Genomic DNA, 23984 nt, shown 5'->3' with positions numbered 1-23984 from the left:
GTGGCGAACTCACGTTGCCATTCGATCCTGACCTGCTGATACTGACGCCTATGCCCACACTACTAATTTAGCAACATAGGGAACCGTTATGGAACCATTGAGGCATGCTCTGCCATTATGCAGACTCATTTGTAAGCAAACAGGCATCTCGCCTTGTTGATCTCATTTCGTTATCGCATGCTCTTTTTTATATTATTTTCGGTTTGGAAGAGAGCATGTTAAAACGGCATACCCGCGCCGAACAGTTGCGGCATATTGAAGCCTGGCGGCGCAGCGGATTAACCAAGTCACTTTATTGTCAACAGCACCGCATTGCACCTCACAACTTTTATCGCTGGTTGAAAATTCGGCCAATGAGCAGCGATGCGACCTCCCCTGCGCCCGGCGCGTTTATTCCCATTCAGCGCACCCCGGATGCCGGCCGTAACGAAACCGTCTTGCTCAATCTGCCCAACGGCTGTTCGGTCAGTTGCCTTCCGGCTCAGTTGATGGTCGTCTTGCAGGCTTTATCCTTATGCTGACCCCACAGCACATCTGGCTGGCACGCGAACCGGTGGATATGCGCCGGGGTATCGATACGCTTACGCAATATGTTACTGATAACCTCCACCAGGTCTGGCAGGACCAAGCCGCCTTCGTTTTTTGCAATAAATCCCACTCCCGCGTGAAAGTCCTGCGCTGGGATAAACACGGCGTCTGGCTGTGCGTGCGCCGTCTTCACCAGGGTCATTTTATCTGGCCCAAACAGGGTGATATCGCCTGGAATCTGACGCCGGCACAGTTCGACTGGCTGACCAGGGGCATCGACTGGCAGCGCGTTGACGGCCTGGATTTAAGCCAATGGAAATAAAGATAAAAGTGAATTAATGCATTGATTTTAAATGACAATAATGCCCTGTTTTGATAAAATAAATACATGGATATCGACGCGCTGCTGACCTCACAAGACCCCGATGACCTGCGCTCCCTGGCGTTGAAATTACTCGCGGACCTTGAACAGCAAACGCAAAAAAATCAGGCGCAGGAAGCGGTCGCATCGACACTGCGCGCCGACCTTGAGCAGCAAACACAAAAAAACCAGGCGCTGGCCCGGTATATCCAGCAGTTGGAAGAGGCGTTGAAAAATGCCCGCCGCTGGCGCTTCGGGCGTAAAAGCGAAGCCTTCCAGGGCGAGCAGCGCGGCTTGTTCGATGAAGATATCGAGGCGGATACCGCCGATATCGAACAGCAACTTGCAACGCTATTACCCGAACCCAAAGCCCCCCAAAAGGCGACCCCCAAACGCCGCCCGCTGCCGCCGGAACTGCCGCGCGAGGACATCCGCCTGGCGCCGGACGACGATACCTGCCCGGACTGCGGTCATCAACTGCGGTTCATCCGCGATGACATCAGCGAACGGCTGGAGTATGTGCCGGCGCGTTTTATTGTGCACCGCCATATCCGCCCGCAGTTCAGTTGCCCGCACTGCGACACCGTGGTCAGTGCGCCACTCCCGGCACAGCTGATAGAAAAAGGCCGGCCCGGACCGGGGCTGCTGGCGCAGGTGGTGTGCGCCAAAAGCCTTGACCACCTTCCCCTCTACCGCCAGCAGGTTATCTATCAGCGCAGCGGCGTCGAGCTCCCCCGCAGCACGCTCGCCGGCTGGTTCGGCGCGGTGGGTGCGGCCCTCAAACCGCTGGCCGAGGCGCTTCATCGCGACCTGCTGCAACACCCGGTGCTGCAGGCTGACGAGACCACGTTGTCCATCCTCGACCCCGGCAAGGGCAAAACCCAACGCGGTTATCTGTGGGCTTATATCACCGCCCAAAGCGCCGACCGGGCAATAGTGCGCTATGACTGCCAACCGGGGCGCAGCGGTCAGTATGCCCGAGACGTGCTTGAGGGCTGGTCCGGCACCCTGGTGCTGGACGGGTACACCGGTTACCAGGCGTTGTTCGAGAAGGACAAAAAGGGGAATGAGCCCCAGGTGCTGGAAGCCGGTTGCATGGCGCATGTCCGGCGCAAGTTCTTTGACCTCTTTAGCGCCAATAAAAGCCCGGTGGCCAAACAGGCGCTGGATATCATCCGCGAGTTGTATAAGCTTGAGCGTAAAATCAAATACCGGTCGGCGGATAAAAAACGGCAATGGCGAAAACGATACGCCAGACCCCAAATGGCAGCCTTCCACACCTGGCTGGTACTGCAACAGGCACAGTCCGCGCCCCACTCCGGGTTGCGTATCGCGCTGGACTACACTCTCAAACGATGGCCGGCGTTGTTGCGCTATCTACAGGACGGTCGGGTGCCCATCGATAATAACCGGGTCGAAAATGCCATGCGTCCGGTGGCGGTGGGGAGAAAAAATTGGCTCTTTGCCGGGTCGCTTCGTGCCGGGCAGCGGATGGCGGCTATCCTTAGCCTGCTGGAAACCGCCAAACTCAACGGTCATGACCCTTATATCTGGTTACGGGATGTGCTGACGCGGTTGCCTTCCTGGCCCAACAGCCGGATAAACGAACTGTTGCCCTACGCCGAAAACAGCTTTAGCTTATAGCCAATCCCTTGATATCCCATCCCCCCATCGTGGGTGGTCGGACCCGAAAGTCCGACCGGCACTTCGTTGCCCACTCTCTGCCCCAGGCTCTCAGCAAAGGAATAAGAGTGAGGTTGTAGAGTGGCATAGCCGGTCTCAATGGCTCCTTAACCGTTCCTAAGGTTGTCAAATCAGCTTTACCGCAGACGCGGAAAGTATTATCCGGCCGGTATTAAACGGCAAGATGAGTTCACCAGCCGCTTACCAATTTAAAATCCTAAGTGCCCAATCACTGGCACCATGCCAGTATGCTCATGAGGTTAATTGTGTGATTCCCGATTCAACCCCGCCCATTTTGAAATTGCTGTTTTGCTGCTCTTTTCCACGAATTAGGCACAGCAAGATGAGGAAAAACCGGCTTATGATCACTTCCGGGGTTCAGTGCTGGATTCAATCAGAGATTCCTGAATCCCGGTCCTTCATATACCCACACTTCTTGAGCAACTTCAGTGAGACAAAACCACCGCTTAAAACCTGCTAAATCATAAACTGGTAATTTCTAAGAGCCTTGACCGTCATGGGGAGTCCCTGCTTGAGTAGCATCTCCAAGAATTCTTCAGTCGTCATTGGCGGGTTTTTTAATGCGTTGCGTTGTAATCTGACGGCATTCAGCGCAACCGAGTGATTTAGATCAAAGAGATCCGAAATAAAATCATCTAGGTGAAGTGCTTCAATACCAAATCCTGCCAAGACTCCACTTGGAAAATCCTTCAAGTTCAGAGTCACAATCACATCAGCATTCGAACGGATTGCCGCAGCCAGAACGTGCCTATCGTCGGGGTCAGGTAATGAGATACCCTCGATAATCGTTTCAAATCCAGTAACATTGGCATCAGGCAGCGCCAGATTCATTAGATCCGTTGTTCGTGCCAGTGCCTCTGGGTTGATGTCGCTTCGCTGTAACAACAGATTACACCGCCATTCATCATGAATTACCGCAGACCACTTAGGCTGGTACAAACCGGCCAAACCTAAATGCATCAGCAGGTCGCGCAGTCTTGCCGGATAAAGCACACAGGCATCAAGTACTACGGGATAGGGTGAATGCATCATGCGTCAATAACCTAACCCGAGTTCCTGGGCCTGTGCCGCAAGCTTCTGCATAGCCTCTTGGCTGGTAGCATCGCGCTCATTTTTGTAGGCCATCAAGTCTGCAAACAACACTCGGCGGTGTCGGCCGGTTTTGTGATGCGGTAGATGGCCATCTTCGAGTAGTTTCACCATGTGTGGCCGAGAAACATTCAAGATATTTGCAGCTTCCTGCGTCGTCAGTTCGGCATGCACCGGCACAACCTGTACGGCATTACCTTCAGCCAGCTCACCCAACACATTCATCAGCAACGTTAAGGCCGCGGTAGGTAGTTCGATCTGGTGTGAGACGTCATCCGCATCTTTAATCAGAATCTGCTGCGTCTCAAGCTTTGTTGAGAGGAAAGCGGCCAAGTCACGCTGGCCACGTATAGCCGTTTCTATTTCATGTTTTGCCGGAAGAGCCAGTCCGGTCAGCGTGGTATTTGTCGCTACCGATGTAATTATGACCCACCTACCAATGTAAATCTGACCCACCTGGGGTAACAATGGCAGCTTTAAGAAGCTGCCCATGCTGACATTGGAGTTACGAGTGGAGATCGCAGTTCTTTTACGTCAGGGCATGTCTATACGCGGCATTGCTCGCCAGCTTTCCTGTTCCCGGCAGACCGTCCGCCGCTATATCCGTATGCAGGAGTCCCCGGCCAAGGCCAGCTACAAGGCCAGGGCGCCGAGGCCCGGCAAGCTTGACCCGTATAAGCCTTATATTCTTGAACGTGTGTACGCCGCCAGACCGCATTGGATACCTGGCAGCGTCATGCTCAGTGAGATACAACTTCGGGGATATTCCGGTGGCTACAGCATGCTTACCGCCTTTTTGCTCAACCTCAAGCAACAACCGGCTGACCCGGTGGTCCGTTTTGAGACCCAGCCCGGCGAACAGATGCAGGTTGATTTCACCGTGATAAGACAAGGCCGTCACCCGTTGTTGGCTTTTGTCGCCACCCTTGGCTGGAGCAGGGCAACCTTTGTACGTTTCTACGCCTGCCAGGATACCGCCGCTTGGTGTGATGGCATCGAGCAGGCGCTGTGCGCCTTTGGCGGTACACCGCAGCACCTTCTTTTTGATAACGCGAAGACCATTATCCTTGAACGCGATGTCTATGGCGTTGGCCGCCATCGGTGGAACCCGCCGCTACTGGCGCTCGCGGAGAAGTACGGTTTTACGCCCCGCGTGTGCCGGCCTTATCGCGCGAAGACCAAGGGTAAAGTTGAGCGATTCAACCACTATTTGAAGACCAGTTTTGTCGTTCCCCTGGCGACCACGTTTAAGCAGGCCGGTTTAGTCCTTGACGTGGATTCTGCCAACAGCCGTATCGGGCCATGGCTTACCACCGTCGCCAACGCCCGCAAGCATGGCACCACCGGCATTCCCCCCGAGCAGCGGCTACAGCAGGAGATTGACGTGCTGCTCCCGTTGCCGCGCGAAGGCACAGAGGTACCGTTATCGGTTGATAACCACCGGGTTTTGCCCCGTGAGAGTTTTCAACATCCGCTGTCGGTCTATCAGTCGCTGCTGGAGGTGAGGTCATGAGCCTTCAGCATCAGCGGATCAGCGAACTGTGCGAGTACTTTAGAGCTTGACCGCATCGCCGCCGAGTGGCCTGGATTGGCACAGAAGACGCTGGATGATACCGGAACGTTCGGCGATTTTCTGGAGCAGTTGCTTCGCCTGGAGAATGACAGCCGCAACGAGCGGCGGCGCCAGACGCTGCTGCGCCTGTCGGGTTTGCCTGCGGTCAAGACGCTGGAGCAGTTTGACTTCAAGTTTGCCAGCGGCGCACCACGGGCACAGCTGCAGGAACTGGCTGGATTGGCGTTTATCGAAAGACAGGAGAACATCGTATTACTCGGGCCTTCCGGCGTTGGCAAGAGCCATTTGGCCTGCGCGTTGGCACATAAAGTCGCGATGGCCGGACTCAGCGTACGCTTCATTACGGCGGCGGATATGATGTTGCAACTGGTCGCCGCTCACCGTCAGGGCGATTTAAAAGGCTATTTAGGCCGGTGTGTCACCAAGCCCCGATTATTGGTGATCGACGAAGTGGGTTATCTGCCGTTCGGTAAAGAAGAAGCCAATTTATTCTTCCAGGTCGTGGCCCGCCGTTATGAAACAGGCAGCGTGATATTGACGAGTAACCTGCCGTTTACGCAGTGGTCTGGGACGTTTGGCGATGATGAGACGCTGACAGCGGCGATGTTGGATCGACTGCTGCACCATGCGCATATCGTCCAAATAACCGGCCAAAGCTATCGATTAAAAGACAAGCTCAAAAGTGGTCAGCTAAGGAAACCAACGCTGGCTGAACCACAACGATAATTCGTGGGGGGGTGGGTAACTTTTACTTTGGCATGGTGGGTCACAATTCAATCGGTATTGACAAATACCCGCAGACTGATTGCCCAGCATGCTGAAATCGGTCTGACATGCTGGGTATCAACCCCTTCCATCGCGCGGTTGTATCTGCTGGATCCGACCTTCAACGCACGCCAGCTTCCGCTGCTCACGCGTTTTATCTTCTGTGGCGAAACGCTGACCAAAGAAATCGTTACCCAGCTATGGGCACGTTTTCCAAGGGCCGAGGTGATCAATACCTATGGCCCAACTGAATGCACCGTGGCGGTGTCATCGGTGCTGATCACGGCAGAAATGGTGGCGTCATCATTGCCCCTGCCGATTGGTCGCGCAAGACCGGGGGCCGTGTTAAGCCTCACGCCGCCGCGTGGTTCATCAATAGGGGGAGAATTATTAATCAGCGGCGAGTGCGTCGGTCCCGGCTATCTCAATGCAACGCCTGCGCGCCGGGCTGGTTTCAGCTTGCATGGCGGGCAGCGAACCTATTCCACCGGCGACATCGGCTTGTTTGACGGCCAGTGGTACTACTTTCTGGGACGGGAAGACCGGGAAGTAAAAATACAGGGACACCGTATTGACCTCCATGAAATCGAACATTTTCTTCGCAGCAACAATCTCGTTTCGGATGTGGTGATAGAGCCCCACATCCGCAAGGGAAATGCCGAGGCGATCCAGGCTTGTGTAATCCTCAATGCCACTTGTGAGTTATCAAGGCTGGGCCATGCCATGCTAGCGCATTTTCCCTCATGGTCGATCCCGCGTTATTGGTACAGCATTCCTCATATTGTACTGAATCATAACGGTAAACTTGATCGTTTAGCGGCCCGGAAACTGGCTTTGGAAAAGGGGGAGAAATATGTTTTTATCTCAAATCAGACCGCTGTTTGATCGACTGAGAAATCAGGATAACGCAATAGCGCTTATCAATCAGCAAGGCACATACAGCTTTGCGGAACTAGGCTTACGCACCGCGGCAATTGCCGACGCCCTCGCGCCGTGGGAAGGCCGTAACGTGTTGATTCATGGACATAAACAACTGGATGCCGTCGCCTGTCTTTTGGCGTGCATCAGTCGAGGGTGCTGCTTTACCTTTGTTGATCAGGCTAATCCGCCATCGCGGATTGAAAAAATAGCCCGGATGACGCACAGTGATCTGATAGTCACCGCGACAGCCCTGCCGCTTGAGGGCCTTGAGCGCTGGCCTCAGCGGGTTACCGCGACGCTGGAGAATGCCGATCCGGCTTCACTGCCGCCGGAACCTAAATTATCCCAACCGGTTTTTTATATCCTGTCTACCTCGGGCAGCACCGGCGAACCAAAAGGGGTGAAGGTTAGTTATGAAAACTTCGCCGCTTTCTCCGCGTGGTTTGCACCCCAGGTGGCAGGAGACCGGCGAGAAGGGGGATCAGGATGCCATGTCAATCACGCCTGCTTCTCCTTTGACATGGGGCTCCTTGATCTCTTACCCATGCTTTGCGTGGGAAAAGCCGTTCTGATGCTCGATCATTGCCATAATATGCTGCCCCGGCAGAATATAAGACTTATGTCACGTCAATTGGAATGCCCCGTCACCAGTTGGTTCTCTACCCCAAGCTTTGCCGAGCTGATGTTAAAAGATCCGTTGTTCAACCGAAAGCTATTTCCTTTTCTGACACAGTTCTTTATCGGTGGCGAGCGTGTCTCACTGGGGCTGGTTAGCCAATTACAGGAACGTTTCCCCAGGTTGAAAGTGGTGCACGGCTACGGTCCAACCGAGACCACCTGTATGACCCATACGTATGTCCTGACCCATCCGCCCCAACATAACGTCGGTTTACTGCCTCTTGGCAAGCCTCAGGGATTGAACCGGCTCAGGATTGTCGACGCGGCGGGTAACACGCTTCCTGCCGGGGAGATTGGAGAAGTCAGGCTTTACGGACCCCAGGTTTCACTGGGCTACCTTCCGGAAAATCACCCGCGCAATGAGGCATTTGGCGAAGACGAAATCGGACGGTATTACTCCACTGGCGATCGGGGATTCCTGGATGAGGATCAGTCACTGTTTATTTGTGGCAGGGAAGACGGGCAGTTGAAATTACACGGCAACCGCATCGAGTTGGCAGAAATTGAAACTACCGTTTGCCGCTATGTCCAGGTAATTCAATGTTGCCTTGTGCCAATAGAAGAAAATGGCAAAGTGATCGACCTGCAGTTATTTATTCAATTACACAATGACCATAGTTCCTATCGCGAGGCGTTACGCCATTTTCTAGCGGAACAATTACCTGCCTATATGATCCCCAAATCGATTTTCTTTTGTCAGAACTTCCTATGACACTACACGGGAAAATTGATCGTGAACAATTGGTCCGCCAGCATAAGCTGTCTTCCATTATATAAAGCCTGGGTTGCAAGCAGATATAAAAAGGGCCTTTATTAATGAGATTATAACCTTCAGGTAACAGCCTAAAGGTTATATACGGTTTTCCTGAATAACATAGGAAGTCACGATGCGCTTTGATCATACAGGGTATGTGGTTTCAGACAGTGATGCCACCGCAGCCGCCGTTAAACCGTTTTTCCCGGTTATTGTCAAATATAAAGAGCTCATTGCTGCACAGAAAGTATTTATCAGTTTGCTTGCCACTGCTGAAGGGAGTAACCAAATTGAATTGGTGGAACCTCTGCATAGCAATATTACAATACGCAACATGCTGCTTAAATCGGGGAAGTCTTTCGTTCCTTATCATATTTGTTTTGTAGTAAACGATTTTGACGAGCAATATAAATTAATGAAAGCGGCAGGCTGGATTGTTTTAACGCGCCCGTTTAACGCTTTTAATAGCAACCATCGTGCCAGTCACCTCTATCACCACGATGCGGGAATCATCGAAATCATGTCGGGCCCGCTATGAGCCAATTTTACGATGACGCGTTCGCAACGGCATCCTACGCCATTGGAGCGGATACGCAGCATATTGCCGACCAGCTTCGCAAACTTCGCTATCCCATAGAAACCCGTGAGCTTATGAGTCAATGGTCACTTGCTCCGGCCTTTAATGGCCTCGGCTTACCGGGCAGATATCAACCACTACGGCAGACAACACTGAATTTTCAGACGATAAGCCTCTGCGCACGTTATGAACTCTATGAGAAAATCGGCTTCATTTCCCCGACCCTGCTGTTTTCTCCTCCTGGCCCTGGTATGGCGGCGTTTGCCGTTGCCGGGCTGGGTACCGCGCAGCAGCAGGATGCCTTTTTCAGCCGTTTTCAACAGGAGCTCTGCTGGTCATGTTTTGCAATGACCGAACCTGCACAAGGCAGCGATGCGGGGGCCATGCAAACGACGGCGACCGCGGTGGAAGGGGGTTTTTTGATTTCCGGGGAAAAAATGTTTATCGGCAACGGGATGATCGCTGATACCGGGGTGCTGTTTGCCCGTACCGCACCGGGGCCGCTGGGGATCAACGCCTTTGTTTTTAATCCGCAACGCCGGGAAATCACCCGTCGGGCCCTGGACTTGGCAGGGCTTGAAGGCATCAATCTGGCGCAGATGCGGTTTGATAATCTCTTCATCCCGAACGGGGATCTGCTGGGACGGCACCTAAAGCCCACCCAACGTTTTGCACGATCGGCGATGGCAACGTTTGATGCGCTACGCCCTTGTGTGGGCGCGCTTGCTCTGGGAGTAGCAAGACGGGCACTGCACGAGTGGCAAACAGCACTTGTGCCTACCCAGTCACAGTCACAAAGGTTATCCAGGACGCACCTCCGCTGGCATGCCGCTTACCGTAACGCCTTGCAGACCTGTCGCCAAATCGAGGGAAAACAGGCCCCGGACGAGAACCCTGGCATGGTAAAAACGACCTGCGTGATCCTCGCCGAGGAGATTATCAGCATGCTGATCCATAATTTACCGGAGGAAATATCCCCCTTGCATACGACTCTATGGCGGGCATTCCGCGACGTCAAAGCCTTTGAATACACCGAAGGAACACGGCAGATCCACAGGCTAAATCAAGGTTTTTCCGCTGATCAGGGTAAGTGCGAATGCCGATGAGCGCCGCCCTGCTCGCACAGGGCCTGCTGACGATACGCAGTACCAGTGAAGCTATAATTCCCGACAGCCGGCACTTTATTGCTACCCGACGGTGTCGTGCGGAAAGCGGTTGGTATCACCACTGGCCGGAAAATGATTGTGGACACCGTCTTCACGCTAAAGCCGTAGTGGAACTTTGTTGCCGGGTCGCCCTCGAGCCCTATCCTACCCTGCTGGTTTACGACTCTCTTTACCCGGCGGCGCGCGGAGCCACGCCCTTGCTTCAAAGCCTGCTTTCGCACTGTTCAGGGTTTGTAGAAGCCTGGGGAATATGCAGCGGCCATTTTGATCGAGATGAGGCCTGTACGCTCGCAAGCACCCTACTTCTCCCCGGACAGCGATTGCTTTATCTGTATGATCCACTGCAGCGGCTGAGCCGGGATCCCACTCCTCAGCAGGCAGGGATGCACCATCTGATTTTCTCTGCGCAAACCTCGGAGTAATGATGGATACCCAGCTTGCTTTACTCATCGCCCGACTGGCTAGACCTGCAATGTTCCCCATGCGCACCGCGGAGTCGCAACAATTGGCCGCGATGACCACGGAAACCCTTTGCTGTGGCGAGCACCGTACGCGTGTACTGATAAATGAGAACCGGGATCCGCAGGCGAAAAATGCTTTGTTGCTGCACGGTTGGGGGGGACATCCAATGATGCTGTCTCTGACGAAAAATTTGCTTCATGCCAGGGGATACCGTGTCTATATGCCTTTTTTATTAGGCCATGATCCCCTCGCTCCGGCTTGCTGTGATTTTACTTGCCAGTGTCAATTATTGTTAATGATGCAAAAGACCTTTGGCACTTTTGATGCGGTGATTGCCCATTCGGCGGGCGGGATCATCACTGCGCTTTCCTACTGGCTTGGGTTTCGTTTCAACCAGCTGGTTTTACTGTCTGCGCCAGCATCCTTCTACAGCCTGCTGCGGCATTACCTAATGCAAAATCATGTTGCAGAGCATTACCTAACATCACTTTGCGCCTATTACCAGAGCCGCTACCCCGTGCCAACGGCTCTGCAGACAGAGTCGCTTTATACTTTCAACGCGGCGCGCGTGTTGATCGTGCATGCAAAACAAGATCGCAAAATCCACTTTGCCGATGCCCAGCAAATTCAGGCACAGTTGCCAAATAGCCAATTGGAGGTGATTGAAGATACCGGTCATATGGGGATCCTTTCCCATCAGCGCACCCAGCAGGTACTGGCCGCCTTTCTTTGTGCGACAAATGCTGACCAGGACAAGGGGAAAAACTATGCTAGGACATATTGAGTCCATCACTGTGTATATTCCCGAACAGCGTAAATCACTAACTGAAGTCGCGGCCTCATTGCGGCTGACGCCTCTTGACGTCAGGATGTTTGCGCGCTTCTATGGGCTTAACAGCTTCCCGCGCCAGCCTGGCTCGCTCGACGATCTGTTCCGGCCGATGTTGCGGCAATTTGCCGCTCATCATTCAGACCTGATTGCTCACATTCGTCACGTCGTGCATGCCCACACCCTGCCGTGCATACGCCCTTTTCACCGGTCAGGCAAAGCGCTGCTCACCGAGGCGGGATTTGCTGAGGACATCCATTACACCAGCCTGACGATGGGGCATTGCGCGACATCTCTTTCCGCCGTGGAATATGTATGTAACCGCCTGAAGGAGGGAGAATATGCCCTGTTGCTGGTGGGAGAAAAAGCCTTTCATCCGAAAGTGGAACTGATTGACGACACCACGATTATGGGGGAAGCGGCCTGTGCGGTCCTGCTCAGCAAGTCGGGCGAACGCTGTAAAGTAGCGGCCAGATACAGCATGCAGGCTGGCGAATTCAGCCTGCAACGGGGTAATGAGTCCAGCAAAACGTCGCGGTTCGCCAACGCCTATTTCGCGTTCATTAAGGATGCAATGCGCAACGCCCTGAGCCATTTCGATAACACTCAGGATTCTCTGGCCTGGATTGCCCTCACAATGTTAATCTCTCATCCTGGCAAAACTGGCTGATGAGCTCGGCATTCCCCGCCAAAAGATCTTTTGGAAAATGTGTCCCGTTACGGCCATTGTTTCGGTGCGGATCCTTACCTGAATCTGGCCACCCTCATCCGGCAACAGCGGCTTTCGCGGGGAGACAAAGTGATGTTGGTCAGCGTTGGGCTGGGGGCCACCTTCTCCTCATTGCTGCTGGAATTATCCGCTGGCAATGAAATTCCCGTCTTTTGCAATCTGAAGCAATATCCTGATATTAATCAGGTTTAAGTTAACACTCATGTTTCCCTTTACATGAATGCTCTAATCACTCATGACTGATATCGCCAACCGCTATCCACAACTTTATGAGCTAACAGAGCGTCTGCTCGCTGCCGGACGGCTCGCGGAACATGACCAACAGCAGGCAGTGGCCTGTTTTGACCACCCGGCGCTGATGAGCATTGCCTGTATCGGTATACCTTCACGCTTCAACCCATGGGAAACACCGGCTTTTTCCGCTGTCGATTATACCCAGCATCTGCAAATCATAGAATACCTAAGCCGGATAGACGCCAGTGCCATGATGCTGCTACCCGGCGCGTCTCTCGGTACCCGTGCTATTCTGACGCTGGGTACGGAACAACAGCAGGCGCGCTTTTTTGCCTGCTTTGCTCACCGCCCCGCCTGGACATTTTTCGCGGTAACGGAGCCGGAGGTAGGTTCAGATGCCACAGCTATCTCCAGTGAACTCACGCACAATGCGCAAGGCTGGTGGCTAAATGGCACAAAAATGCTGATTGGGGGCGCCATGCGGGCCAGCGTAGGCATCGTCTTCGCGCGTTACCGGCATAGTCAACGATTGGTAATGGTGTTTCCCGACGAGATAAAAGACGCGATGCAGCGCGAACTGCTCGATACCTTCGGATTGGCCGGTGCTTCGCTAACCCGTCTGTCTTTTAAAAATCTGCTGATAAAAGAAGAGGATATTCTGGGTCATGACAGCCGTGGCTTACGGCATGGGCTCAATTCCCTAAGCATGGTGTTTGAACGCCATCGCCCTATGGTGGCCGCGATGGCACTTGGCACTACCTTCGGCCTACTGACCGCGCTTGAGGCACGGCACTTATCGGGCGCCGCGCGGAGCTGGGTTGCCAGGCAATGGCGCAAATATCATGCGGTATTTCAGCAAATGCTCCATCTGGCGGAAGGATATACTGCAGGTCAGCATCAATATGCCCTCACGAGCCAGCTCAAGCTGAATGCAACCCGTCTGGTGGAGGAGACCGCGCGTCACCTGCCGCATTGGCTGAACCGGGATGACTGGCTGGAAGAGGCGTTACTGCGCAAGCGCTATCGTGACTGCTTCGCATTTGAATATATGGAAGGTGTCAGCAATATCCACTTGCTAAATAGCCCCCGTCCGTCCGTCATCCGAGGAGACGCTTGTGATGATCTGCCTTGATCCTGCCGATATTGTCTGCCAGTCGTTTCATCATACCGAAGTTCCCCAACCGGAGTGGGAAACGGATATTCCGCACTGGCGCTCTTATGTCCAACATTTTTTCGCGGCAAACGGTGAGACGTTGGGTGAGCAAGATGAACAGGTTCATGACTGGGTGACCAGTCATGAGCGAGCTGCCTTCAGCGACATGATAGCCATGTTGCTCCCCCGGCTAACCTCGGTCATTCATCCCAAAAGAGTGAAAACCGTATTGATGGCGCATTGGACGCCGGATCTGCACATGGGCAGTTCAGTGGTGAACGCCGCCATTCATCGACTGCGTCTTTGCGCCTGTCTGGCACTGGCCATCAGCGACCGCGGGCCAGATGCCGGCCTGTTTGCCCTCGATGGTCTGAATGACTGTCTGGCGGGCAAAGATGAGGACGGACTGTTACTCATTGCCGAGCAGAAAAGCCTGATGTATTTTTCACCATTGATGAACAGTCTGCAGCCTGAAAACAACGCCTGCGTATGTCTGGTGAATACGCAACGGCGCGGATTGCGCTATCGGGGCTTCATGCGCTCCGCCTTCACACAGCCGCCGCTTGACGTGATATCGCAGGCCATCGACCATTTTGGCCTCGCTAAAGAGCGTTTGACGCTGATTGGCCCCGGCCCGCTGCTGAATTCACTTCCCCCAGGATATGCCACGTTCGCAGTCAATCCGCATCTTCTTTGCGCCGCACCATTCGTAGCCTTGCGCGCAATAGGGCAACCAGAACGAGAATATCTACTGATCAGCGAAAATAACGGCTATATAAGCCTGTGCGGACTGGCGGCCACGGAAGGTCCGGTATGAATATTTCGTCGCTGTTCACCTATATTCCGCAAACAAGATTATCACTTGAGGAAATCATCGCCTATCGCGGCGGTAGCCAGGCCGAAGCCCGGACGTTTCGCCAGCTTTTTGGTTTTCAGCAAGCAGCAACGCTGGCGGCTGAGGAGAGCGCAGGTAAGTGCTTTCACTCTTTGCTGCAACAAACGGGGGCGAGCCTGAACGAAGAGGAAAAAATTGATGCTGTTATTCTGGTACAGGGTCTGCCAGCTCATTCTTCCAGGCAAAACGTCAATCTGGCGCAGCTGCGGCAACAGCTCGGCTGTATCGCCGCCGATGCGATGCTGATAACGCTAAACCAGCAAAATTGCGCCACATTATTTTGGGGACTGCTCATGGCTGAGCGGATACTGGCAACGGGAAAACATCAATGCGTGGCGCTGCTGGCAGGCGACACCCTGGCTGACTTTGATTTAGCGGAACGCTATGTCCCTGGCTGTACCCTGATTGGTGACGCCTTTGTCTGCGCGCTTCTCAAACCCGGAGGTGGCCAGCTCCGGGTGTCAGGCATTCACTGTTTTCATCATCCTGAATTCTGGCAGGGACTTGACGGCAGCCGGGAGGACATCAAACATTTTTACCGGTCTCACGATAGCCTGATCGCGCAGGCGCTAAGACAGTTTCCCGACCCGTTACGTAAAGACGCCTGGCTGTTACCGCACAATATCAACCGGCTCAGTTGGCAAACCTGGCTGCGGCAGCCTGATAATCTCCATCAGCATGTCGCCACGGACCTTATCTGTCAGACAGGACACTGTTATGCCACGGATCCTCTTTTACTACTGAAGCGCTACTCTCCTCAAGATACCGGCCGGCCGGCCCTGCTGCTTTCGGTGGGGCTGGGTGGCTGGGTGGGGTGCGCCGCGATCACCTCAGATGCCATCCAGGAGCCTTTCCATGTCCAGTAACGCTGATTTTATTCCGTTTTTTACTTCCTCCGCCGCCAAATATGCCAAATTGGGATTTCTGAAAATTGCGGAAAATGCCTGTCGTCAGTACGGCGACAAGGTCTGGATTGGCGACAAAGACGATGCGGTATTGCTGCTGGCGGGTGCTCGGCACATCCGGTTTTTCATCGGGCACGAAAGCAGTTTTCCTAAAGGGTTTGATCATCTTTCTTCCGCCTCTACGGTCGGGCGGATTCTGCTGGGCCAGGCGCTGACGACCTCAAGAGAAGGCGAAGAGTGGCGGCTTGCACGAAGACTGACCACACCGCTGGTCAATCCCAAATCCGAGCTGTTACAAAAAGGTACCCAACTCTCCGCCCGCTGGCTGATGGCCACGCTGCGGGACCCTGAGCAACGCTCATTGCGTGAAATCTGCCTGCGCTGGGCACTGATGGGCGTTGCGGAAGGCTTTTTTGGATCGGCACTCAGCCTGGCACAGCTTGATAAACTGCTTGGTCATTTTCGCAATATCTATTTGCAACTGATTGCCGCTGCGCCGGTAGCGGATTATGCCGCGCTGTGCCGACATCCCGCCCTGTTAGCATTCCGCCAGGAGGTGAAGTCGATGATTGGCCCCCTGATTGACGGCGCAAAACGCGAAGGTACCACCATGGTGGAACGCCTGTGCCAGGCGCTGGATGTCAATGCCAATCCTGAGGAGCAGGAGAGAGTGATAAATCTGTTACTGGGTAATCTGGCGGCCAGCGTGGATAACACCGGCATTGCGCTGCTGTGGTGCCTGACGCATCTGTCCCAGCATCCGCAGTATCAGAAGCGCGTACGCGACGAAGGCCAACAAGAAAAACGCAACATGGCTTCAGCTATTGTTAGGGAGTCCCTTCGACTTACCCCGGTTGCCGCCTTTTTCGAGCGCCAAACCCAGGAGGATCTGGTCCTAGACGGCGCCAGAATCGCCGCCGGGACCCGGGTACTCTTTTCGCCCTGGCTGGTGCATCGTAATGCGGCTTACTGGCCTGAACCTCTCAGCTTCAAGCCGGAGCGCTTCCTTGGCAAAGACAAAATTCCACCCGAGTATTTCTTTCCCTTCAGCGTAGGGAAACGTAACTGTGTCGGCATGGCATTGGCAATGGATCAGCTCACCACCGCCATTTCAACGCTGTGTCAGCATTTTCATTTTTCTCTTGCACCATCAACTTTACCAGCCGCCCTCACCCCGCTTTTTGAGCTAAACGCGATGCCCAGAGGCGAGGTTTGTTTCATTCTCGAATCTCTAAACACGGACCGTCAGAATGCGCCCATCGTATAAGCCACCAGATCCCGTCCCGGCACTCAGGTGTTGCCCTACGGGCCGGGTAGACTTTGGCCGGCCTCGGGAAAGTGGGGAAAAAGCGCTTCACGCATTTGAAACATTAACGCTAAATCAAGGAATCACGATGAATACTCTATTAATGATACTTGCTCTGTTAACCGAAATGGTCAGCTCCTCCGCGCTGGCAGCGGAGAAAACGTTTCCGCTTGAGCCTTTTACCTCCGTTGAGGTCAGACAGGGCATTAACCTGTCCATCAAATGCGCCGCGACCCCATCAATGGTGGTGTCAGGCTCTCAAGAAACGTTAAATAAGCTTCGGATAACCGCTGACAATCACGCGTTATTGCTGGTGAATAACGCTGCTGAAAACGATCGGTTCGTCTCTGGCACGCTTGATATCACTCTATATACCAACGGTCCTCTACGCGGTTTGACAGGAAAGGCGGGCGTAAAAATCACGGCGCCGGCATGTGCGGTGGATCGGTCCAAACTGGCTGTTTCCGGCAGCATGGGGGCGGATATTCAGGTGGAGGGCAAGACGGACGAACTGACACTTGATTTGGCGATGGGCGGCAGTTTTAATAAAAAGCCGCGTCCCTTTACGGCGGATGCTGCAAATGTGCGCATGAGCATGGGTGCGGAGTCATCGCTATGCCATATCCCGCGGATCAGCGGCAGCCTGTCGGCTGGGGCGCGGATGTCTGTCAGCCCATCAGCCCAGGTTGATATCGGCGCAGCGGGCTCTTTCGCCAGTGAGGTTTCGACCTCCGATTGCGCCTAACCGGCATACGTAGCGCCGTGACTTCCCGTTTGGTGAAAATAGACCTGCCATTTTACCAGCGGGTGCTGGCGATGCGCACTGACGCCATAAGCCAGACAAAAAATGTCCTCGCCCGCTAGCCAACGATGATGTATCAGCCCAACGTGATCCTGCTGCTCAACGACTACCTGCGCGAGTCCTGTTTCCCGGGGAATGACGCAAAACCCGGAGAGCGGCTGTGTTAGCCCCGAGCCTCTAGCCTTAAGCCAGGCCTCCTTGATACACCAGATCTGCGTAAAACGCCGGAGGTAGTTTTCATCACTGCACGCCAGCCAGCGTTGCTCGTCCGGATGGAAAAAACGCTGCGCTATCGCTTTTTTCACTGCTATTTTTCCGCTGACCTTTTCCAGATCGACCCCGACATCCTGCCCGCGGCAAAGGACAATCGCGGCTGATGCCCCACTGTGGGTCAAATTAAAGCGCAGCCAGCTATGCTGTGGGAGCCAGGGTTTTCCTGTGCGGGTCCTAGCGATAGTTAATTGGTCAGCCGGGAGAAATAAATAAGCAGCGAGCACATGGCGCAGCCAACGTTGCGCCCGCCGGCGAAGGGTCATTCCTAACAGAGTTCCTTCAAAATGCTGGACCAGGCAAACGCCCTGGCCCACGGCAAGCTCAGGCAAGGGATTGCAGCGGTAAATTAATGGTGACTTTGCAACCTGTTTGCTCATGACGGTTCTCCAAAGACAAGTACCCACCGTGGCTTTCGGCAATCTGTCGGCACAAAATAAGCCCGATACCGGTGCCATTGAGCTTGGTGGTATAAAAGGGGACAAACATGTTTTCGGGGTTTGTCAGCCCCACCCCATGGTCAAGGATAGTGATCAGTAATCGCCCCTTTTCTTCAGCCCATTCGATACAAATACATTCAGTGCTGCCGGCCATCGCTTCATCAGCATTTTTGATGAGATTAATGAGTAATTGATGGATTTGCACCCGATCAAGGTCAGCCATCAGCGGACGCCGCCCCTGCAAGGTGATTTCACGGTGAGAGAACAAAAGCGGCAGTTCAGCAATCAGCGAGGCCAGATCTACCGGAGCTTTAACCGGGGGGGCCAGTTTGCTCAGCTGTCGGTAACTACTGATAAAAGCGATAAGCTCCTTTGCCCGTTGGTTAATCAAATCAATCCCTTCGGCAAATCCCGCGGGCAGGTTTTCTGAATGGCGACGGTAATGTTGTTGCAACATCTGGCTGATAGAGGCGATAGGACTGAGGGAATTGTTGATCTCATGGCTTATGACGCGCAGCAGATTGTGCCAGGCCTTCTGTTCTTCCTGACGCAGCATATCGTCGACGTCGCTGACAAAAAGCAATACATTCTTAACACCATCAACCATATAGGTATCGCTTGTCACCTTATAACGCACTGGGCGGCCCTCGTGACGCGATTCTACGGGATGCTCCGTGTTTGCGTTCTGCAAAAGATTATCTAAATGCCATGAACTGGCCTTCTCGCCAATCAGCCTCTCCAGCGGCGTGCCCAGCATCCGTGATGCAGCGTTATTACACCAGATCAGGCAATGGTTGCTATCCAGTGCAAAAATCGCCACAGTAATATTGGAGATCACTTTTTGCAGCAGAAAGTCCATCTCCCGCTGCTGCTGCCGGTGCCGCGACAACTGACCTGAAATATCATTGATCTGTTCGATCACTCCTTCAAAAACTCCCTGGCCACTGGCCACCCCTCGCAGGGTGAAATCTTCTTGTTCCACAGCTTCCAATAAGTTGGAAACGACATTGATTTTGTAAATCAACTGCTGAAAAAAGTGATAGCAAAAATATATCAGCATGACACACAGAAGTAAGAGCGTTAGGAGTTTAAGGTAGAAAGACTGATGCGGAAAAAACCAAAGCAGCAGATACGCAATGATACCCCCTGCCGGCGGCAAGCTGCACAGCAACAGATGACGTAATTCAAAAGAATTTAAAAATTTAATCATGACAGATTTTTAATTTCTCAAGTCTGCGATAAAAAGCGCTGCGGCTGATTCCCAGCGATTCCGCGGCTTTTAACGCATTACCTTCATATTGACGCAGACGATGCGAGAGCAATGTTTCCTCGGCTTCAGCCAAAGTACAGGTATCCAACACCCCGGATGAGGGTTCGTTCAGTGGACGCCCCAAGCTCCGCGTTGTGGCCGTTATCGGCAGACAAAGATCATCAAGATCGATCACGCTGGCACGGCAAAGCAACACCGCACGCTCTAACAGGTGGTTCAATTCGCGGATATTTCCCGGCCAGGAATACTCATGCAGCCCCTGCCGTGCCTGAGACGATAATATCGGCCTGGGTTTGTTGTATTTACGCGCAAAACGTTTCAGAAAGCGTTCAGCCAGCGGCTCCAGATCCTCATGCCGTTCACGTAGGGGGGGCAACTGGATTTGAATGACGTTTAGGCGGTAAAGCAAGTCCTGACGGAACCGGCCCTCGGCTACCGCTTTTTCCAAATCGGAATTGGTGGCGGCAATGATCCGGCAATTAGTTGTTTGGGTACGCGATGAACCGACACGCTCGAACTGCCGTTCTTCCAATACACGTAACAATTTCACTTGCTGAGATAAGGGCAAATTACCGATTTCATCGAGGAAAAGGGTGCCTTTATCCGCCAATTCAAAGCGCCCGATACGATTTTCCCTCGCATCAGTGAAGGCCCCTTTTACATGGCCAAACATTTCGCTTTCGAACAGTTGCTCGTTGATACATCCCATATTGACCTCGACAATGCAATGCTCGAGGCGGGGAGAAAGCTGGTGAATAAAACGCGCCAGCAGGCTTTTCCCCGTGCCGTTCTCTCCCAGGATCAGGATGCTGGTATCCGTCACCGCCACCTTTTCCACCACGCTGAGCAGCTGCTTCATCGCCTGTGAACGAACTATCCATTCACTGTCCATGTCATCTTCCAGCGCCAGCTTGAGCAGCTTATTTTCTTCCCGCAGGTAATTTCCCGACCGCCGCGACTGGCTGAGGGCAATTTGCTGCTGAACAATGCTCAATAAACGCTCATTATCCCACGGCTTTTGAATAAAATCGGCGGCCCCGGCACGCATGGCGTCGACAATGATACCCACACTTCCCCAACCGGTCATCGTCACGGCAGGCAAACAGTCATCAAACTTTTTCAACTCTTCCAGCAGTTGCAACCCCTCTTTGCCCGAGGTGGTGTCTTTCTGAAAGTTCATGTCCATTAACACCAAATCAAAGGGTTTGGCGGACAAATGTGTCAACAGGCGGTTAGCTTGCGTTTCCAGCGTCACCTCATACCCTTCCATACGCAGTAAAATATCGAGGCTGGTCAGTATTCCCGCATCATCGTCAATCACAAGGATCTGTTTTTTTTCGCTCATTAAAAGCATCCGACTTGTGCCGCCGTACCCCAGGGGCACGGCGACTGATTATTCATAACGAATCGCGTCCGCAGGCGACATACCGGTGGCCCGTCGGGAAGGAAGCCAGACGGCTAGCACAACAATCAGCGAAATCATCATCGCCACCGCACAGAACAGCAGCACGAAGGGGGTTTTTCCGTCACCCAAAGCACTCGTCAATTTGGGGGCGACAATGAACGCCAGAGGCAGTCCGATGATCAAACCAGTCAATAACTGCTTGCTTCCCTGAAGCATCAGCATACGTAGCAGAACGCCCTCCGTAGCCCCCATGGCCATGCGTACCCCTATTTCCTGGATTCGTTGGTTAATCACATTGCGCATCACCGCATAAATGCCCGTTGCCGCAAGTATCACCGCCACCAGACCGAATAACATGAAAAGATTGGCAATGAAATGCAGCCCGGCCGTATTTCGAGCCAACCGTTGATTTAATGTCTGGATCTGATTGACCGAAAGATTACTGTCAATCTGTCGTACCGCATTGACAAGGTAAGGCCCTACCGTATCAGGATTTTTGGCGCGCAGCACCAGAATTAACGAGGACGCGGGTTGCTGTTCAAGAGAACGGTAGACCGTGGCGCGATGGCGGAATGCGCTGAATGGCCGGCCATGAATAACATTCGGTACCACACCGATTACAGTGAACCAGCGTTGATCATTGGTGTCACGAAAACGCAGTCGTTTGCCAATAACATCGTGCGCCCCTGGCCAAAACTGGTCGGCAAAGGACTGACTTACCACTGCCACAGGCTGTGAGTCTTGATTATCGTTGTCGGCGAATTCCCTGCCGGCCCTGGGAGTGATCCCCATCGACGATAGACTTCCCGGCATCACCTGCACATCGTTGATCATCGGATAAGACCACCGCTCATTGCGGTTGTTGGTTGAAGTGTCGATATCCACCTGGCGTGGCACGGTGAATTGCCCGACGGCACTGGTGGTTAATGCTGCTTTTTCTACCCCAGGCACCGTATTGGCGGCAGCTTGCAAGCGCTGATAAAACAGGATACGGCTTGCGTCATCAGGATACTGATTGGCGTTAAGATTAATTTGTCCAGTCAGATAATTATTGGTGTCGACACCATAATCTCCCCGGGTCGCCTGGTAAACCAGCAACGCGAGCAGCGCGCTGATACACAGAATGGCACAGGAGAGCCCTACCTCAAAGGTGACCAAAATACGGGAAACCCGGCCCGCACCACGGCTCAGCGCGCCACGAGTGCCATCACGCAGTACATCGTTGAAATTACCATGGGTTATTCTCCATGCCGGCAAGGCACTTGTGACCACCGAGGTAATGATAGCCAGAACCAGGGCGTTGAGGATCATCGTATTATCGAGTGACAAATGCCACCAGAAAGGGATTTTATTCGGCACGAATCCCGGCAGCATGGCGTTGGTGATCTCAAGGCCCCATGCGGCCAGCAAAACGGCAACCACGCTCGAGAAAAAGCAGATAAACAGGCTTTCCCACATCATTTGAAGCACTAACCGGCCAGCCGGGGATCCCAAAGCCACCCGGATCGCAATCTCTTTCGAGCGCTCTGTCGTTCTGGCCAGCAGCAGGTTGCCGACATTGCAGCAAGCCAGCAACAGGACAAAAACAACGGCAAAAAGCATGACGATAAATATCGGCATGGTCTCTTCACCCATAAAATTTTCCTGGAAAGTGAGTGCCTGAGCTGAAAGCCCTTTATTGCTTTCAGGGTACTCCGATGCCAGCGATTGCATGATGCGATTGAGATCACCATTGGCGCTTTCAGGGGTAACACCAGGTTTTAAATGCGCGAAAACCGAGACTTCCGGAGCCCCCTTGCGGATCAGGTAATCAGAAGGTTCAAGCCTTGAAGGCAGCCAAAGGTCATGGAAGAAGGGGAATGAAAAGTTCTGCGGCATGATGCCGACAATGCGCGTGTGTATGCCATTGATGATGACATCCCTGCCGATGAGCTGCGCATCGGAGGCAAAATAATTTTGCCACATGCCGTAGCTGATCACCGCCACAGGTTGAGCCCCGGCTGAACATCTTCACTGTTCAATACCCGGCCACGGAGGGCTGTACCTTGGCATAAGAGAACATCTCCGGGGTATTACGGATAGCCATATAGGAAACAGCCTTGCTGCCGTCGCTGATATCAGCGCGTTCAGCGTAGAAATATCCGACATCATCCAGCGTGGTGCTGCGGGATTTGATGTCTTTATAATCCAAAAAATTTACCCCGGAATCGCTCAGGCTGACGCCGTTGACCGTCGGATTGATTAACACCATATTTTTTCCGTCCGGATAAGGAAGCGGAGTAAACATAATGGTATTGATCACCGAGTACATATACAGCGTTAGCGCCAGCCCGCAGGACAGAATCATCACGGTAATAAAAGTAAAACCAGGACTTTTCAGTAACAAACGTAAGGCATATCGAATGTCAAAAAGCATCTTAGGCTTCCTTTATCAGGGTGAGTTCCCGCGCCAGCTCCCCATCGCCAACAACCTGTCCGTCAGAGAGCACAATACTGCGCTGCGCACGTTCTGCCGAGCGGGGATCATGGGTAACGATGCAGATGGTGGCGCCTTCCTGATGCAAATCATCAAGAATATTCAACACCGCTTCCGCGTTGTGCGAATCCAGATTGCCTGTGGGTTCGTCCGCAAGAATGATCGACGGATTGCCCACAATAGCCCGGGCCACGGCGACTCGCTGTTGCTGTCCACCTGAGAGTTGCGAAGGAAAGTGGCGCGCGCGGTGGGACATATTGACCTTAGCCAATGCTTCAGTCGCCTTCTGTTGCCGTTGCGCTTTGGTGATATCTTTGCGGTAGGTCAGGGGCAAAGACACATTCTCCTCAATTGTTAAATCGCTTATCAGATTGAAGGACTGGAAGATGAAGCCGATGTCGCGGTTGCGCACCAGGGCACGCTGTTTCTTGGAGATATTTTCAACATTGTGGCCACCTAATTGATATGTGCCAGTCGAAGCCACATCCAACAGACCTAAAATCGAGAGCAGAGTTGATTTGCCGCAGCCGGAGGGGCCTGATATTGCCACGTATTCCCCTTTTGAAATCGTGAGTGTGATTTTGCTCAGAGCATGTGTTTCGATTTCATCGGTCAGAAAAATTTTATTCACATCTTTCAGTTCTACCAAGGGTCCCATCATTATCTTCTCCAAGACATTGTTCCGTTTGCA

The 23984-nt window shown here is 53.3% G+C and carries 25 protein-coding genes and 1 pseudogene; 18 read left to right on the top strand and 8 right to left on the bottom strand.

Annotated elements, in window-relative coordinates; genetic code table 11:
* Positions 1–104 precede the first annotated feature (104 nt).
* From tnpA to tnpC, 3 genes are all read left to right on the top strand, one after another.
* Positions 105–521, top strand: coding sequence for an IS66 family insertion sequence element accessory protein TnpA (tnpA, locus tag GTU79_RS30250; protein WP_253073553.1), 417 nt, complete (start codon positions 105–107; stop codon positions 519–521).
* Positions 515–850, top strand: a complete 336-nt coding sequence (gene tnpB, locus GTU79_RS11635) for an IS66 family insertion sequence element accessory protein TnpB (protein ID WP_214513953.1) — start codon at positions 515–517, stop codon at positions 848–850. The genes tnpA and tnpB overlap by 7 nt, the downstream gene beginning before the upstream one ends.
* Positions 851–916: 66 nt before the next feature.
* Positions 917–2533 (top strand): IS66 family transposase, encoded by a 1617-nt coding sequence (tnpC, locus tag GTU79_RS11630; protein WP_203521804.1) that lies wholly within the window; start codon positions 917–919, stop codon positions 2531–2533.
* A 516-nt stretch (positions 2534–3049) separates the two neighbouring features.
* On the opposite strand, the gene GTU79_RS11625 is transcribed toward tnpC, so the two are convergent.
* Positions 3050–3625 (bottom strand): PIN domain-containing protein, encoded by a 576-nt coding sequence (locus GTU79_RS11625; protein ID WP_214513952.1) that lies wholly within the window; start codon positions 3623–3625, stop codon positions 3050–3052.
* Positions 3626–3628: 3 nt separating this feature from the next.
* On the bottom strand, positions 3629–4174 hold the full coding sequence (locus tag GTU79_RS11620; protein WP_203521806.1) for a helix-turn-helix domain-containing protein: 546 nt from the start codon (positions 4172–4174) through the stop codon (positions 3629–3631).
* Here GTU79_RS11620 and istA point away from each other — a divergent pair.
* From istA to GTU79_RS11550, 15 genes and pseudogenes are all read left to right on the top strand, one after another.
* Positions 4173–5195: an IS21 family transposase gene (gene istA, locus GTU79_RS11615; RefSeq protein WP_203520365.1), complete on the top strand. Its 1023-nt coding sequence runs from the start codon at positions 4173–4175 to the stop codon at positions 5193–5195. The two genes, GTU79_RS11620 and istA, sit on opposite strands and share 2 nt — an antisense overlap.
* Positions 5192–5981 (top strand): annotated as a pseudogene (gene istB / locus GTU79_RS11610) (IS21-like element helper ATPase IstB). The gene istA and the pseudogene istB overlap by 4 nt, the downstream one beginning before the upstream one ends.
* 27 nt (positions 5982–6008) lie before the next feature.
* Positions 6009–6905 (top strand): AMP-binding protein, encoded by an 897-nt coding sequence (locus GTU79_RS11605; RefSeq protein WP_253073552.1) that lies wholly within the window; start codon positions 6009–6011, stop codon positions 6903–6905.
* Complete coding sequence (locus GTU79_RS11600; protein ID WP_253073551.1) at positions 6874–8331, top strand: AMP-binding protein; 1458 nt, start codon at positions 6874–6876, stop codon at positions 8329–8331. Before GTU79_RS11605 ends, GTU79_RS11600 begins: the two co-directional genes overlap by 32 nt.
* Before the next feature lie 175 nt (positions 8332–8506).
* Complete coding sequence (locus tag GTU79_RS11595) at positions 8507–8911, top strand: VOC family protein (RefSeq protein WP_203521809.1); 405 nt, start codon at positions 8507–8509, stop codon at positions 8909–8911.
* Positions 8908–10056 carry an acyl-CoA dehydrogenase family protein gene (locus GTU79_RS11590; protein WP_214513951.1) on the top strand — a complete coding sequence of 383 codons (1149 nt, stop codon included), beginning with the start codon at positions 8908–8910 and terminating at the stop codon, positions 10054–10056. Before GTU79_RS11595 ends, GTU79_RS11590 begins: the two co-directional genes overlap by 4 nt.
* On the top strand, positions 10047–10538 hold the full coding sequence (locus GTU79_RS11585; RefSeq protein WP_203521811.1) for a hypothetical protein: 492 nt from the start codon (positions 10047–10049) through the stop codon (positions 10536–10538). Before GTU79_RS11590 ends, GTU79_RS11585 begins: the two co-directional genes overlap by 10 nt.
* On the top strand, positions 10538–11362 hold the full coding sequence (locus GTU79_RS11580) for an alpha/beta hydrolase (RefSeq protein WP_253073550.1): 825 nt from the start codon (positions 10538–10540) through the stop codon (positions 11360–11362). The genes GTU79_RS11585 and GTU79_RS11580 overlap by 1 nt, the downstream gene beginning before the upstream one ends.
* Positions 11346–12077 carry a 3-oxoacyl-ACP synthase gene (locus GTU79_RS11575; protein WP_253073549.1) on the top strand — a complete coding sequence of 244 codons (732 nt, stop codon included), beginning with the start codon at positions 11346–11348 and terminating at the stop codon, positions 12075–12077. Before GTU79_RS11580 ends, GTU79_RS11575 begins: the two co-directional genes overlap by 17 nt.
* A gap of 39 nt (positions 12078–12116) precedes the next feature.
* Positions 12117–12329, top strand: coding sequence for a 3-oxoacyl-[acyl-carrier-protein] synthase III C-terminal domain-containing protein (locus GTU79_RS30245; protein ID WP_253073651.1), 213 nt, complete (start codon positions 12117–12119; stop codon positions 12327–12329).
* Between the two features lie 43 nt (positions 12330–12372).
* The gene (locus GTU79_RS11570; protein ID WP_203521814.1) at positions 12373–13503 is read left to right on the top strand and encodes an acyl-CoA dehydrogenase family protein; all 1131 of its coding nucleotides are present in this window, start codon (positions 12373–12375) and stop codon (positions 13501–13503) included.
* A complete protein-coding gene (locus GTU79_RS11565; RefSeq protein ID WP_203523095.1) occupies positions 13490–14341 on the top strand; it encodes a hypothetical protein in 852 nt (283 codons plus the stop codon). Before GTU79_RS11570 ends, GTU79_RS11565 begins: the two co-directional genes overlap by 14 nt.
* Positions 14338–15285, top strand: a complete 948-nt coding sequence (locus GTU79_RS11560) for a beta-ketoacyl-[acyl-carrier-protein] synthase family protein (RefSeq protein ID WP_203521815.1) — start codon at positions 14338–14340, stop codon at positions 15283–15285. Before GTU79_RS11565 ends, GTU79_RS11560 begins: the two co-directional genes overlap by 4 nt.
* A complete protein-coding gene (locus GTU79_RS11555; protein ID WP_203521816.1) occupies positions 15275–16591 on the top strand; it encodes a cytochrome P450 in 1317 nt (438 codons plus the stop codon). Before GTU79_RS11560 ends, GTU79_RS11555 begins: the two co-directional genes overlap by 11 nt.
* A 127-nt stretch (positions 16592–16718) precedes the next feature.
* Complete coding sequence (locus tag GTU79_RS11550) at positions 16719–17375, top strand: GIN domain-containing protein (RefSeq protein ID WP_203521817.1); 657 nt, start codon at positions 16719–16721, stop codon at positions 17373–17375.
* On the opposite strand, the gene GTU79_RS11545 is transcribed toward GTU79_RS11550, so the two are convergent.
* Genes GTU79_RS11545 through GTU79_RS11525 form a run of 6 tightly spaced genes read right to left on the bottom strand, consistent with a single transcriptional unit; the run spans position 17372 to position 23951 of the window.
* Positions 17372–18082 carry a 4'-phosphopantetheinyl transferase family protein gene (locus GTU79_RS11545; RefSeq protein ID WP_203521818.1) on the bottom strand — a complete coding sequence of 237 codons (711 nt, stop codon included), beginning with the start codon at positions 18080–18082 and terminating at the stop codon, positions 17372–17374. The genes GTU79_RS11550 and GTU79_RS11545 overlap by 4 nt on opposite strands.
* On the bottom strand, positions 18027–19352 hold the full coding sequence (locus tag GTU79_RS11540) for a sensor histidine kinase (RefSeq protein ID WP_203521819.1): 1326 nt from the start codon (positions 19350–19352) through the stop codon (positions 18027–18029). Before GTU79_RS11540 ends, GTU79_RS11545 begins: the two co-directional genes overlap by 56 nt.
* Complete coding sequence (locus GTU79_RS11535) at positions 19345–20757, bottom strand: sigma-54-dependent transcriptional regulator (RefSeq protein ID WP_203521820.1); 1413 nt, start codon at positions 20755–20757, stop codon at positions 19345–19347. The genes GTU79_RS11540 and GTU79_RS11535 overlap by 8 nt, the downstream gene beginning before the upstream one ends.
* 48 nt (positions 20758–20805) lie before the next feature.
* Positions 20806–22803: an FtsX-like permease family protein gene (locus GTU79_RS11530; RefSeq protein ID WP_253073548.1), complete on the bottom strand. Its 1998-nt coding sequence runs from the start codon at positions 22801–22803 to the stop codon at positions 20806–20808.
* A 31-nt stretch (positions 22804–22834) separates the two neighbouring features.
* On the bottom strand, positions 22835–23233 hold the full coding sequence (locus GTU79_RS30240) for a hypothetical protein (protein WP_253073547.1): 399 nt from the start codon (positions 23231–23233) through the stop codon (positions 22835–22837).
* A 1-nt stretch (position 23234) separates the two neighbouring features.
* Positions 23235–23951: an ABC transporter ATP-binding protein gene (locus GTU79_RS11525; RefSeq protein ID WP_203523096.1), complete on the bottom strand. Its 717-nt coding sequence runs from the start codon at positions 23949–23951 to the stop codon at positions 23235–23237.
* Positions 23952–23984: the final 33 nt, after the last annotated feature.

The sequence above is a fragment of the Sodalis ligni genome (assembly GCF_016865525.2).
Taxonomy (GTDB): domain Bacteria; phylum Pseudomonadota; class Gammaproteobacteria; order Enterobacterales; family Enterobacteriaceae; genus Acerihabitans; species Acerihabitans ligni.
This window is presented reverse-complemented; position numbering and strand designations above follow the sequence as displayed.

Bases quoted from the DNA above. Each gene is read 5' to 3' on its own strand.
- tnpA (WP_253073553.1), top strand. From the start codon at position 105: ATGCTCTGCCATTATGCAGACTCATTTGTAAGCAAACAGGCATCTCGC.
- tnpB (WP_214513953.1), top strand. From the start codon at position 515: ATGCTGACCCCACAGCACATCTGGCTGGCACGCGAACCGGTGGATATG.
- tnpC (WP_203521804.1), top strand. From the start codon at position 917: ATGGATATCGACGCGCTGCTGACCTCACAAGACCCCGATGACCTGCGC.
- GTU79_RS11625 (WP_214513952.1), bottom strand. From the start codon at position 3,625: ATGATGCATTCACCCTATCCCGTAGTACTTGATGCCTGTGTGCTTTAT.
- istA (WP_203520365.1), top strand. From the start codon at position 4,173: ATGCTGACATTGGAGTTACGAGTGGAGATCGCAGTTCTTTTACGTCAG.
- GTU79_RS11620 (WP_203521806.1), bottom strand. From the start codon at position 4,174: ATGGGCAGCTTCTTAAAGCTGCCATTGTTACCCCAGGTGGGTCAGATT.
- GTU79_RS11600 (WP_253073551.1), top strand. From the start codon at position 6,874: ATGTTTTTATCTCAAATCAGACCGCTGTTTGATCGACTGAGAAATCAG.
- GTU79_RS11595 (WP_203521809.1), top strand. From the start codon at position 8,507: ATGCGCTTTGATCATACAGGGTATGTGGTTTCAGACAGTGATGCCACC.
- GTU79_RS11590 (WP_214513951.1), top strand. From the start codon at position 8,908: ATGAGCCAATTTTACGATGACGCGTTCGCAACGGCATCCTACGCCATT.
- GTU79_RS11585 (WP_203521811.1), top strand. From the start codon at position 10,047: ATGCCGATGAGCGCCGCCCTGCTCGCACAGGGCCTGCTGACGATACGC.
- GTU79_RS11580 (WP_253073550.1), top strand. From the start codon at position 10,538: ATGATGGATACCCAGCTTGCTTTACTCATCGCCCGACTGGCTAGACCT.
- GTU79_RS11575 (WP_253073549.1), top strand. From the start codon at position 11,346: ATGCTAGGACATATTGAGTCCATCACTGTGTATATTCCCGAACAGCGT.
- GTU79_RS11570 (WP_203521814.1), top strand. From the start codon at position 12,373: ATGACTGATATCGCCAACCGCTATCCACAACTTTATGAGCTAACAGAG.
- GTU79_RS11565 (WP_203523095.1), top strand. From the start codon at position 13,490: ATGATCTGCCTTGATCCTGCCGATATTGTCTGCCAGTCGTTTCATCAT.
- GTU79_RS11560 (WP_203521815.1), top strand. From the start codon at position 14,338: ATGAATATTTCGTCGCTGTTCACCTATATTCCGCAAACAAGATTATCA.
- GTU79_RS11555 (WP_203521816.1), top strand. From the start codon at position 15,275: ATGTCCAGTAACGCTGATTTTATTCCGTTTTTTACTTCCTCCGCCGCC.
- GTU79_RS11550 (WP_203521817.1), top strand. From the start codon at position 16,719: ATGAATACTCTATTAATGATACTTGCTCTGTTAACCGAAATGGTCAGC.
- GTU79_RS11545 (WP_203521818.1), bottom strand. From the start codon at position 18,082: ATGAGCAAACAGGTTGCAAAGTCACCATTAATTTACCGCTGCAATCCC.
- GTU79_RS11540 (WP_203521819.1), bottom strand. From the start codon at position 19,352: ATGATTAAATTTTTAAATTCTTTTGAATTACGTCATCTGTTGCTGTGC.
- GTU79_RS11535 (WP_203521820.1), bottom strand. From the start codon at position 20,757: ATGAGCGAAAAAAAACAGATCCTTGTGATTGACGATGATGCGGGAATA.
- GTU79_RS30240 (WP_253073547.1), bottom strand. From the start codon at position 23,233: ATGCTTTTTGACATTCGATATGCCTTACGTTTGTTACTGAAAAGTCCT.
- GTU79_RS11525 (WP_203523096.1), bottom strand. From the start codon at position 23,951: ATGGGACCCTTGGTAGAACTGAAAGATGTGAATAAAATTTTTCTGACC.